Raw genomic sequence first — 11,987 nt, 5'->3', positions numbered from 1 at the left:
GCTCTTTCTCTCGCTAATACCAGGTCATGGCGTCGGCGTAGCCCCAGCCCTCGATGTACACGCGGATCGACTTGCCGGGCATGCCGTAGAAGCAGCCGAGCTGGACCGTGCCGTTGGCCGGAACGTACTTGCGAGCTCCGCCGAAGCGCCCGCCGTCGTCGCAGTACAGGCGATACTCACCTGCCGGGAAGTTCGCCACCGTCACGGTCAGGTGTGCGCAGCTGGAATCGGTGCACTCCCCTGGCCAGTAGCCCGAAGCGCCCTTGCCGGTCTTCGCCGATGGCTGCGGCTTGGCATCCGTCGTCGCACTGTCGCTCGCCACCGCCGACCACTTGTTGCCGTTGTCGTTCGACACGCGCACTTCGATCGTGATCGTCTGCGAGTACGGACCGCCGTACTGCGCCGATCCGCTCGCCGCCTTGGACTGCCACCCGCTCGGCGTGCCCGGCCCGCTGAGACGGATCTGCGTGTCGGTGATCGCCTTGCCGTTGTTGCCGTTGTTGCCCCAGCTCACGGTCACGTTGCCGCCGTTGTTCGTCGCCGACGCCTTCGGCTGCGGCGGTACGCCGTACGGCGTCACCGAGTTGGATCGCGCGGACTCGGCACCCGTGTAGCTGCCGGTCCCGGTGTTCGACAGGCCGCGGATTTGCACCGTGTACGCCGTGCCGTTGGTCAGACCCCCGATCGTCGCGCTGGTGAGGTTCTGCCATCCGCCGCTGTTCAACCGGTACTGGTAAGTGATCTCGGAGGCCCTCGCGCCGTTGCGCTGCTCGGCGGTGAGGGTGTAGTTCGACGTGATCGTGATCGACCGATCGCCGGCCGAGATCGTCGGCTTGGCCGGAGCATCCGGTCGGATGGCGCCCCGACGCTCAGCCGACGCCGGGCTCCACTGGCCCCAAGACGCTTTGTTCTCGGCGCGGACGATGTACGAGTACGCCGCCTCTGAGGTGGGGACCACGACCGCCTGGCTCGTCTGCCCCGGGGGCACCGGGACGCTGCGCACGGTCGTGCCTCCCTTGAGGACCTGCAGCTGGTAGCCGGTGATCGGGGCGCCGTTGTTGTTCGGCGCGACCCAGTTCACCTGCATCTGCGCCTGGTCGCCGACCGGCGTCAGCTCGGCTGTCGTGGGTGCGGCCGGCTGCATCGGGGGGCCTGCCGGGATCTCCGCCAGCGACCACTCGCTCCAGCTCGACGGCTCGGGCGCTCGGTTCACAGCCTGCACGCGCACCTGGTACGACGTGCCGTTCTCCAGACCCTCCCAGGTCAGCGAGTTTCCGGTCACCCCGGTCTTCTCGGTGACGCTGGACGGCGGGGCCGGCGAGATCTGCAGGTTGTACGACTCGACCGGGGATCCGGGCGTCGTCGGCGTCTTCCACGCCACCTTGAGCGACTTGTCGCCGAACACGAGTGTCGGCGGCACCGGGGTGTCCGGTCGCGCGTCGGGGCGCGCGACCTCCGACGCACCGGAGGGATCCGACTCTCCGACGCGGTTGTGCGCGGTGACCTGGAACGTGTACTCGACGTTGTTGGTCAGGCCGTCCAGGGTGCAGGTGGTCGTCGCGCACTCCTTGCTGTAGGCGCTGCCCGAGGTGCTCGAGACCGTGTAGCCGGTGATCTCGGCACCATTGTTCGACGGTGCCGAGAACGACACCACGACGGTGCGGTCCTGCACGCTCGTCACCTGCGGCCTGCCCGGGGCATCGGGGACGCCCTGCACGGTCAGGACGATCCGGCCGTCCACGTGGCGGTCGGGGTCCTCCGTGGCGTCCTCGATCGTGTAGCGGAGCACCAGTTGACCGACGAAGTCGGCCCCGGGCGTGACCCGCACTTGGTCCCCGACCATCTCGGCCTCACCGATGCCGGTCTCGCGATTGACGCCTACGAGCTCTAGTGGGGTCTCCGGGAACGGGTTCGTGTCGTTGTCCAGGACGGGCACCATGATCGTCTCGCCCTGGTTCGCCTCGTCGATCGTGTCGGTGTTCGCCGTCGCGAGCTCGCGCGTCGAGGCCGTGACGTTCACGACGACCGTGCCCTCGATGGGCTCCGTCTCGCCGTCCGAGATGCGGATCGTCAGGGTCTGCGACGTGCCCTTGCGCGCGTTCGACGCCGCCTCGACCGAGAGCGTGTCGCCCTCGACGCGCGCGCTCACGCCGTCGCCGGCGTTCCCGACGAGCTGGTACCTGTGCCTGCCGGCGTCTTCGGGATCGGGGTCGGTCGTCAGAGCCGCGAGATCGAGGGTGGTGGCGTCCTCGCCCGGAGCGACGTTGACCTCGCCGCGCGTGAACTCGGGCTGCTGGTTGTCCGGCGGCAGCACCGTGATCGGAATCGTCAGCGTGGCCTTGCGACCCTCCGGGTCATCGGGCCCGGTGCCGTCGGTCACCTCGAAGGAGATGCCGTCCTCGCCGAAGTACCGGTCGGCGGAGGTGTAGACGAGCGTGCTTCCGTCCTTGACGAGATCCGAGCCGTCGCTGTGGGCCGCGGAGACCTTGGCGTGCTCGGTCAGCGTCACCGAGCCGCCGCCGGCGACGGTGACGTAGTCGTCGAGCGGCAGCTCCTTGGTCTCGCCGCTGACCACCTCGACCGGCTTGGTCGAGGTGAGAGCGGGCCGGAGGTCCTTGACCGCGGGCACGAAGATGAACGCCGAGGTCGACAGATCGTCACGGTCGGTCAGCGTGTAGCGGATGAGCTGCATCTGCTCGCCGACGGTGACGCGCACCGTGCCGTCCTGGCGGAGCGTGCCGCCGTCGCCGACCTCGACCGTCAGACCCTCGGTCGTGCCGTCCGGGTCCTCGTCGTTGGCGAGGATGTCCACGTCGGTGGTGAGCTCGCCGTCGGTGAGGTCGGCCGGGAGCACGCGGTCGTCGCGGGCGATCGGAGCGACGAGCGGGACGTCCTCGTCGACGCTGATCTGCAGCACGGCCTGTGCCTCCGCGCCCCGCGCGTCCACGATCGTGTACTGCAGCGAGGTCTCGACCGCGCGGTCGGGCGCCTGGATGAGGATGCGGTCGCCCGAGACGCGGGCGCTCATGCCCTCCACGTCGGGTTCGACGAGGCCGTCCTCGACGAGGGAGATCTTGTCGCCCTCGGGATCGGAGTCGTTCGCCATGACCGGGACGGCGATCTCGCGTCCTGGCCGCACGACGACGGAGTCCTTGACCGCATACGGTGCCTGGTTGATGTCCTCCGCGGCGGCGATGCCCACACGGATGGTCGCGGTGCCCTCCTTGCCGAGCCGGTCGCGGACCCGGTAGGAGAACGTGTCGACGCCGGCGGAGTCGGCGTACGCCTCGTACACGAAGTAGTTCTGGGCGACCTCGGTGATCCGGCCCTTCTCGGGGCTGGTCGCCTGGCCGATGAGCTCGACCGAGTCGCCGTCTTCGTCGATGCCGTCGAGCGGCACGGCGATGTTGGCCGTGTTGCCGCTCAGCACGCGCGCGGTGATGTCCTTCGGACGGGGGGCGGCGTTCTCGTCCTGCTCCGGCACGATCTGGATCGTGATGTACCCGCCGACCTTGTTGCCGCGGGTGTCCGAGACCTCGTACGTGGCATAGACGGTCTTCGCCTCGGAGCCCGCCTTGAAGCGCACGGTGTCCTGCGAGACGAAGATCTCGCCGTCCTCGGGGTCCACGAGCGGCTCGACGAGCTCGGGTTCGAGAGACAGGGCGTCGCCGATCGGGCTGCTGTCGTTGTCGAGCACGGGGATCGTGACGACATCGTTCACGCGAACCACGGCCTTGTCCGGCGTCGCCACCGGCGGCATGATCTTGTCCGGCGCGGGGATCGGGATGACGATCACCTCGCCCTCGGCCGTCTTCGACCCGTTCGAGATCCGATAGGTGATGGTCACCTGCTCGTCGAGGGCCCCCTGGTCGCCGATGCGGAGCGACTCGTGGTTGAGCACCGACACCGAGATTCCGCTGCCGGGTTCGACGCTGACGGACTGGACGACGAGGATGCCGCCGGACGGATCGGTGTCGTTGTTCAGCACGCCCAGGAGCACCTCGCCACCGGTCGGCAGCAGCGCGACATCGCGCACGGCGATCGGCGGCAGATCCTGCTCAGCGGCGTCGGCGACGTCGACCCGGACGATGCCTGGCACGCCGTTCGGGCCGGCGGCGACCTCGTACAGCACGTAGTAGACGCCGGGGGCCGGGGCGCTGAAGGTGAAGGTCTTGTTCGGGTAGTCCGGCTCGATCGCCGCACCCGGTGACTCGTCGCCGTTCACGCGCGTGAGCCGGAGCGGCTCGCGGCCGGAGCTCGAGTCGTTCGCGAGCGGCGAGACGGTCACCTGCTCGCCGACGCGCGTCTGCACGTGGTCGGCGTTGGTCTTGGGGAGCGTGGAGCCGGAGGGGCGCACGTCGAGCACGATCGTCCCGGTCGCCGCTTCGCCCAGCGCGTCGGCGACGACGACCTGCACCTCCTTGCGGCCCTGCAGGCTCGCGGTCGCGCGGTAGGTGATCTGGCCGTCGGTGGTGAACTCGACCTCGTCACCGGGCGCGGCGATCACCTCGCGGAGGTAGATGTCGTCGCCCTCGGGGTCGATCCAGTCCGGGAGGATGTTGTACGAGACGGTGCCGCCGGTCTCGACCGCCAGCGCCGTCTTGCGCTTCGGCTTGGGAGCGGTGTTGGTGTCCCAGTCCTTCACGATCAGGTTGACGGTCGCGGTGTCCTTGCCCGTGCGTCCGTCATCGACCTCGTACGTGAAGGATGCCGAGCCCGAGGCCTCCTCGCCAACGGCGATCTGCAGCGATCCGCCGTCGTAGATCGGCTGGACGGTGCCGATCGAGGGCTGCTTCTCGTCCAGGGATGCCACGAGTACATCGCCGTCCGCGTCGTTGTCGTTGTCGAGCACGGGGAGCGCGGTGGTCTGGCCGGGACGCACTCCGTAGGAGTCGTCCTCGGCCACCGGAGGAGTGTTCTCCTCCGTGCGCACCGGCAGGGTGGTCTCGACCGTCTCCTGTGTGGTGTCCTCTTCGTCCTCGGTCTCGCCCTCGGGCGGGGTGAGGTCGTCCCAGTTGTCGACCTGCTGCAGGCTCTGGTCGGTGAGCCACGCGGCGCCGCCGACGGTGTCGTTGAGGATGATGACCTCGCGGTTGACGCGGAACGTCAGCGATGCGGACGTCTGGATCCCCGGGATCTCCTCGTGCACGTCGTCTGCGTCGGACGGGCAGTCGCGCATGAACTGTCCCGTGCCCGACCAGGCGCCGTAGGTGCAGCCGAGGAGCGAGACGGGTGCAGCGGGGCTGCCCTCGCCGCCGGCATCCGTCCCCGTCGGGTCGCCGCCGTCGAGCGGAACCTCGAGGAGCTGGGATGCCGTGGCGACGGCGACCGAGTCGGTCGGCGCCGAGGCGAACTGCAGCACAGCGGAATCCGCACCGGTGATCTCGGTGCGGAACCCGCCAGGAGTCATGACCGCGCTGTCGGCGGGTGAGAGGACGACCGGGGTCGTGCCGACCGCGGTGATGGTCGGCGCGATGGACGTGTCGAGCTCGCCGAGCGATGCCGTCTGCGCATCCAGCGGCTCGCCCTGGTTGTCGACGGGGATCGTGACGACCTCGGACTTCTCGCCGGAGACCGCGTAGACGGTGCCGTCGACGCCGACGGTGACATCGGAGTTCTTGCCGAGCTCGGCGGTCGGCTCGGCGCCCTCGAGCTCGAACCCGGAGATGCCCTTGACGGGGACGACGAAGAGGTTGCCGGACTGCGGGTCGAGGATCGCGGTCGTCTGCTCGCCGAGGGCGACCTTGGCGCCGCCGGGGATGGTGATGCTGTCCTCGAGCGAGACGCGTGCGGGATCGACAGCCGTGAGGGTCGAGTTCGAGGTGTCGGTGACGAGGATCGTCGACTCGTCCTGGACGATGTCGAAGCTCTCGCCCGTCGTGCGCAGACCCCCATCGATCAGCGCCGACTCATTGTTGAAGTGACCGACCATGAGCGCGGAGGACTTGGTGATCCACACGCTGCCGTCGTTCAGATCGACCTTGGTGGTGGGGTTGCCCTCATAGGCGAATGCGAGGGTGCCGATCGCGACGATCCCGGCTGTGACCCCCGCAATGGATGCGGCTGTCTTGGGTTTGGTGCGTAACCAGGACAGCGCCTTCATCCTCGGTATCCCCCCGGTACACGTTCACATGGTGCCCCGGACGCAGATCGACCGGACGCACCGCTACATACTAACCGCAGGGAATGAAGGGCCACGACGGGGAGAGATGCCCACCGGATCAGGCTGCGCGCCAGCATCCCTCGACGTGATCGTCGACCATTCCGGCCGACTGCATCAGGGCGTACATCGTGGTTGCGCCGACGAACCGGAACCCTCGCCTCCGAAGCTCTTTGCTCATCGCGGTCGATTCCGCCGTGACGGCCGGTACATCGGCGAAGGATGCCGGACGAGCAGCGGATGCCGGTGGCGCGAACGACCACATCACCTCGTCCAGCTCGCCGTCCGCCATCTCCGCCACCAGCCGCGCGTTGCCCACCGTCGCGAGGATCTTTGCGCGATTGCGGATGATGCCGGCATCCGCCATGAGCCGCTCGACGTCGTCCTCATCGAACTGCGCGACGCGCTCCGGGACGAAGCCCTCGAAGACCTCGCGGAAGCGCGGGCGCTTGCGCAGGATCGTGATCCAGCTCAGGCCCGCCTGGAAGCCCTCCAGCGACATCTTCTCGAACAGTGCGCGGTCGCCGTGCAGCGGCGTCCCCCACTCCTCGTCGTGATAGCGCGCGTATTCGGCATCCGTCCCGACCCACGCGCAGCGCGCGCGCCCGTCGGTTCCGGTGAGGAGGGAGGTCATGCGCCCAGCGTACGTACCGCGGGCGCGGCTACTTCTTGGCGGCCTTCTTCAGCGCCTTCTCGGAGACGGGAGCATTGCCGGATGCCGCGAGCTCGGCATAGTACGCACGGGCCTCGTCCTGGCGCTGCTGTTCGATGCCGCTCGCGATGGGCGCCCGGACGTGCTCGGGCTCGTAGCCGAACGCGTTCACGAGGTCGAGCGCGTGCGGACGCAGACGCAGGCACAGCCGGTCAATGTAGCTGGACACCGCTGCGGCGCGCTGGGTCGACAGGCGGCCGTTGATGATGTGCCACGCGAGGTGCTTCTCGATGAGCTGCAGCCCGAACAGGTCGCGCAGCCACGTGAGCACCTGCCGCGTCCCCTCGTCGGGGATGCTGTTCACGGCATCCGTGAAGGCCTCCCACTGCAGCAGTTCGCCGTGGGCGCGAGCGGCTTCGATGAGGTCGGCCTGGTTCTCGTTGAAGAGCTTCTCGCCGAGAACCCTGTCCTTGCCGGCCGGGCGAAGGCGGCCGGCGATATCGGCGACCATCTGCTGCACGCGGTCGGCGAGCAGCTCGTGCTGTTGCTCGGCGCGCAGTCCGTTCTCGACCGAACGGGCGACCTGACCGAAGTCGGCGATCGCCTGGCCGAATCGGCGCAGGCCCGCACCGTGGAACACTTTGCCCGCGGTCTGCCCGACGGCGTACTTGGCCAGTGCCGCGGCGTCCTTGTCCTTGAACTGGCTCGCGAAGTCGGTGAGCAGACGCTTGCCGACCAGCTGCAGCAGGATGTTGTTGTCGCCTTCGAAGGTGACGTAGATGTCGAGGTCCTGACGGAGCCCGACCAGGCGATTCTCGAACATGTAGCCCGATCCACCGCAGGCCTCGCGCGCTTCCTGGAGGGTGTCGAGCGCGTGCCAGGTCGACAGGGGCTTGAGCGCCGCGGCGAGGGTCTCGAGGTCCTCCCGGTCGTCCGGGGTGTCGGTGCGGCCCGAGAAGACGCCGTCGAACTTCTGCAGGAACTCGTCGTGCGCGAAGATCTGGGCGTACGTGGTGGCCAGGCGCGGAAGCAGCCGGCGCTGGTGCTTGCCGTAGTCGAGCAGCACGACCTCCTGCCCGTCCGCTCCGTCGAACTGCCGGCGCTGGGTCGCGTAGGTGATCGCGATGTGCAGGCCCAAGGCCGACCCCCAGGATGCTGCGCCGTCGAGCGAGACGCGGCCCTGCACGAGCGTGCCGAGCATGGTGAAGAAGCGACGGCCGGGGCTGTCGATCGGGCTGGTGTAGACGCCGTTCTCATCGACGTCGCCGTACTTGTTGAGGAGGTTGGTGCGAGGGACGCGCACGTTGTCGAACGCGAGACGACCGTTGTCGATGCCGTTGAGCCCGCCCTTGAGCCCGTCGTCCTCGCGGCTGATGCCCGGGAGGTCGTTGCCGTCCTCGCCGCGCAGCGGCACGTAGAAGCAGTGCACGCCGTGATTCACGCCATTCGTGATGAGCTGCGCGAAGACCGTGGCCGCGACGCCGTGCAGCGCGGCATTGCCCAGGTACTCCTTCGTCGCCGCCCGGAAGGGCGTGTGGATGACGAACTCGTCGGTCTCGGGGTCGAAGGTCGCCGTGGTCGCGGCCGCAGCGACATCCGATCCGTGCCCGATCTCGGTCATCGCGAAGGCGCCGGGGATGGAAAGGTCCATGATGCCGGGCAGCCACTTGTCGTGGTGCTCCTGGGTGCCGAGCTGCAGCACGGCCGAGCCGAACAGGCCCCACTGCACGCCGGCCTTGATCTGCAGACTCGGGTCGGCCGCGACAAGCTCCTCGAAGCCGGCGATGTTGGCGCCGTTGTTGTCCTCGCCGCCGAACTTCTTCGGGAACGCGCGGTGCACGGCGCTGTTCTGCACGAGCAGGTGCAGCTGGCTGAGCACGCGCTCGCGGTGCTCGTCCTTGCCGAGCGAGTCGTCGCGCCAGAACGCGGGGTCCTTGATCATCTCGCGCGCGGTGCGGCGGGTGTCCGCCCAGGTGCCGAGCAGCAGGTCGGTGACCCGGGGCACATCGATCTGCGGGCTCTTGTCTTCCGTCCTCTGCGAAGTGCGGACAGCGGCGTCGACCATGGGATTCCTCTCAGAGAGAAGTAAGGATGCTTCAACCGTAGAACTCCTCCAATCCCTGGCAAAGTGTCCTGTGCGATCCCTCCAACGCTCGCGGCATCCATCGCCCGGGGCAATTGTCGTGAGCCGACAGGATGCCGTGGATCCGGTGACGCGCTCGCTTCGGCCGGGCGACGCCGGGATGCCGGATGACGGCGAGGATGGAGGGATGAGCATGCGGTATCGGACGGAAGCGAGCAACAGCGACGGCGGGACGGGCGTCTCGAGCGTCACCGGTGGCATGAACGTCGCGGTGGCGTCGCCGCTGAACCCCGATCGCGACCCGGCGGCGAGCAACCCCGAGCAGCTTCTCGCCCTCGCCTGGGCGACCTGCCTGAACGCGACGGCTCGCGTGTTCGTCACGCCGGAGCAGCGCACGGCGGTGCGCGTCGAGGTCGAGCTGCACGATGCGGCGGACGGCTTCGGCTACGAGTTCCACGTCGACGCGTATCTGTCGGTGGAGGGCGTCTCCCTCGACGAGACCGAACGCGTGCTCGCGCAGGCGCACGCGCGCTGCCCGGTCTCGAAGCTGCTCGGCGGCTCGGCGACGGTCGCGGTTCACACGGAGACGTTCGCAGGCTGAGTCAGTTCGCGGCGACGACCGCGAGCACGGCGTCGCCGTAGGCCTCGCGCTTCTTCTCACCGATCCCGGTAATGCCGTCGAGGTCTGCCATGGATGCCGGGCGCAGCTCGGCGAGCGCCCGCAGTGTCGCATCGCCGAACACGATGTACGCCGGCTTGCCGATCTCGCGCGCGGTCTCGGCGCGCCAGACGCGCAGAGCCTCGAACAGCGAGCGGTCGCCCTCGGCCACGGCATCCGATGCGGCCGACGCCTTGCGCGCGCGGCCGCCACCGCTCACCCGGCCCATCGTGTCCTTGCGCAGCGGCACCGGGGTCTCGCCTTTCAGCACACCGGCAGCCGCCTCGCCGGGGGCGAGCGTGCCGTAGTCGCCCTGGGCGACGAGGATGCCGCGGGCCAGCAGTTGGCGTACGACGCTGCGCCAGTCCTGATCCGACAGGTCGGCCCCGATTCCGTACGTCGCGAGCCCGTCGTGCTTCTGCTGGCGGATGCGGTCGTTCGAGGACCCGCGCAGGATGTCGATGAGGTGACCTGCGCCGAACGCCTGGTTGCGCTCGCGCTTGAGGCGCACGATCGTCGAGAGCAGCTTCTGCGCCGGTACGAGCCCGTCGAAGGTGTCGGGCTTCTCGAGGCAGGTGTCGCAGTTGCCGCACGGGCCGGATTCCTGGCCGAAGTAGTTCAGCAGGTTCTGCCTGCGGCACTCGACCGTCTCGCACAGCGCGAGCATCGCGTCGAGATGCTGCCCCATGCGCATCTTGAACGTGCGGTCACCGGGGCTCTGGTCGATGAGCCGCCGCTGCTGCACGACGTCGCCGAGGCCGTACGCCATCCACGCCACGCTCGGCTCGCCGTCGCGGCCGGCGCGACCGGTCTCCTGGTAGTAGCCCTCGACGGACTTCGGCAGGTCGATGTGCGCGACGAAGCGGACGTCGGGCTTGTCGATCCCCATGCCGAACGCGATCGTGGCGACCATGACGACGCCGTCCTCCCGGAGGAAGCGCGCCTGGTTGGCGGCCCTCACCTCGGCGGGGAGGCCCGCGTGGTACGGCAGGGCATCGAAACCCTGGGCGGCGAGGTAGGTCGCGGTCTGCTCGACGGACTTGCGGCTGAGCGCGTAGACGATGCCGGCCGCGCCCGCGGGCATCGAGCGGATGAACGAGACCAGCTGCTTTCGCGGGTCGACCTTGGGAACGATGCGGTACTGGATGTTCGGCCGGTCGAAGCTCGCGACGAAGTGCTCGGCGTCGTCGAGGTGCAGGCGCTCGGTGAGTTCGCGGTGCGTGGCCCGGGTCGCAGTCGCGGTGAGCGCCATGCGCGGCACGCCGGGGAACCGCTCGGCGAGGTCGCCGAGGGCGAGGTAGTCGGGGCGGAAGTCGTGGCCCCACTGCGACACGCAGTGCGCCTCGTCGATCGCGATGACGCTGAGCGTGCCGCGCTGCAGCAGGCGCGTGGTCGCGGTGGACGACAGTCGCTCGGGCGCGACGTAGATGAGGTCGAGCTCGCCGGCGACGTAGGCGCGTTCGACCTCGGCGCGTTCGGCGGGAGCCTGGGTGGAGTTCAGGTAGGCGGCGTTGACGCCGTTCGCGCGCAGCGCGTCGACCTGGTCGTGCATGAGGGCGATGAGCGGGCTGATCACGAGCCCGGTGCCCTCGCGGACGAGCGCCGGCACCTGATAGGTGATGCTCTTGCCGCCACCGGTCGGCATGAGCACGACGGCATCCCGACCGGCGATGACCCGATCGACGATCGCGGCCTGGTCGCCGCGGAAAGCGTCGTAGCCGAAGACCGTGTGCAGCGCCTCGGCCGCGGTCGAGAACCGGGACGGCGTCGCGGCGGATGCCGGCACCGCGACCGGGGTCAGCGGCCCGTCGCCCCAGTCGAGCGGCGGCTCGTAGCCGGCGCCCTGCGGCTCCCAGTCCATCTCCTCCGGAGGAGGAGCATCGTCCCACGGAGCATCCGGCCAGGGCAGATCCTCGTACGGGTCACGGGATGTCTGCGGCATCCCTCCAGCGTAACGACCCGCGCCGACACGGGCGGTCCTAGGGTGGGGATGACGCGCGCCCGACGGGCGCCGAGCAAGGGAGCAGCCATGACCGATGAGCCCACTGTCACCCGCAACGCCGAGACGTCGCGCTACGAGATCCGCGTCGGCGATGCCCTCGCCGGTTTCGCCGAGTACAAGGAGCGCGCGGGCGAGATCCTGTTCGTGCACACCGAACTCGATCCGGCGTTCCAGGGCCGAGGGCTCGCGCCGGTTCTGGCTGCACAGGCGCTGGCGGATGCCGTGGCGTCGGGCGACACGATCGTGCCGTACTGCCCGTACATCGCTCGTTATCTGAAGCGCAACGACGTTCCCGGCGCCGAGATCCGGTGGCCGCAACTGCCCGATGATCCGACGGAGGCCACCCCGGAATGATCGACCCGCGCAGCATCCGGTGAGCTCGCGATCTCTTGCGCCTCACCCTTGTAAGATTCGAAACTTTGTTCTAAAATA

General features: G+C 68.9%; 6 protein-coding genes. 2 read left to right on the top strand and 4 right to left on the bottom strand.

The features are described 5' to 3' along the window. Window positions 1-13 precede the first annotated feature (13 nt). The 3 genes from KEC56_RS04250 to KEC56_RS04240 form a co-directional block, all read right to left on the bottom strand. The gene (locus KEC56_RS04250) at window positions 14-6,103 is read right to left on the bottom strand and encodes an Ig-like domain-containing protein (RefSeq protein ID WP_227529945.1); all 6,090 of its coding nucleotides are present in this window, start codon (window positions 6,101-6,103) and stop codon (window positions 14-16) included. A gap of 118 nt (window positions 6,104-6,221) precedes the next feature. Then, complete coding sequence (locus KEC56_RS04245; protein ID WP_227529944.1) at window positions 6,222-6,794, bottom strand: DNA-3-methyladenine glycosylase I; 573 nt, start codon at window positions 6,792-6,794, stop codon at window positions 6,222-6,224. A 28-nt stretch (window positions 6,795-6,822) separates the two neighbouring features. Next, window positions 6,823-8,877: an acyl-CoA dehydrogenase family protein gene (locus KEC56_RS04240; RefSeq protein ID WP_227529943.1), complete on the bottom strand. Its 2,055-nt coding sequence runs from the start codon at window positions 8,875-8,877 to the stop codon at window positions 6,823-6,825. Window positions 8,878-9,082: 205 nt separating this feature from the next. Here KEC56_RS04240 and KEC56_RS04235 point away from each other — a divergent pair, with 205 nt between their 5' ends. After that, window positions 9,083-9,496: an OsmC family protein gene (locus tag KEC56_RS04235; RefSeq protein ID WP_227529942.1), complete on the top strand. Its 414-nt coding sequence runs from the start codon at window positions 9,083-9,085 to the stop codon at window positions 9,494-9,496. A 1-nt stretch (window position 9,497) separates the two neighbouring features. Here KEC56_RS04235 and recQ read toward each other — a convergent pair whose 3' ends face one another. Further along, window positions 9,498-11,495 (bottom strand): DNA helicase RecQ, encoded by a 1,998-nt coding sequence (recQ, locus tag KEC56_RS04230; RefSeq protein WP_227529941.1) that lies wholly within the window; start codon window positions 11,493-11,495, stop codon window positions 9,498-9,500. An 87-nt stretch (window positions 11,496-11,582) separates the two neighbouring features. Between recQ and KEC56_RS04225 the strand changes: the two genes are divergently transcribed. Then, the gene (locus KEC56_RS04225) at window positions 11,583-11,909 is read left to right on the top strand and encodes a GNAT family N-acetyltransferase (RefSeq protein WP_227529940.1); all 327 of its coding nucleotides are present in this window, start codon (window positions 11,583-11,585) and stop codon (window positions 11,907-11,909) included. Window positions 11,910-11,987 lie beyond the last annotated feature (78 nt).

This window comes from Microbacterium tenebrionis (assembly GCF_020682665.1).
Taxonomy (GTDB): domain Bacteria; phylum Actinomycetota; class Actinomycetes; order Actinomycetales; family Microbacteriaceae; genus Microbacterium; species Microbacterium tenebrionis.
Note: the sequence above shows the minus strand (reverse complement) of the source record. Positions and strands in the feature narration are given on the sequence as shown.

What these genes read in the sequence shown, in the direction of transcription:
- KEC56_RS04235 (WP_227529942.1), top strand. Translation starts at nt 9,083, where the DNA reads ATGAGCATGCGGTATCGGACGGAAGCGAGCAACAGCGACGGCGGGACG.
- KEC56_RS04225 (WP_227529940.1), top strand. Translation starts at nt 11,583, where the DNA reads ATGACCGATGAGCCCACTGTCACCCGCAACGCCGAGACGTCGCGCTAC.
- KEC56_RS04250 (WP_227529945.1), bottom strand. Translation starts at nt 6,103, where the DNA reads ATGAAGGCGCTGTCCTGGTTACGCACCAAACCCAAGACAGCCGCATCC.
- recQ (WP_227529941.1), bottom strand. Translation starts at nt 11,495, where the DNA reads ATGCCGCAGACATCCCGTGACCCGTACGAGGATCTGCCCTGGCCGGAT.
- KEC56_RS04245 (WP_227529944.1), bottom strand. Translation starts at nt 6,794, where the DNA reads ATGACCTCCCTCCTCACCGGAACCGACGGGCGCGCGCGCTGCGCGTGG.
- KEC56_RS04240 (WP_227529943.1), bottom strand. Translation starts at nt 8,877, where the DNA reads ATGGTCGACGCCGCTGTCCGCACTTCGCAGAGGACGGAAGACAAGAGC.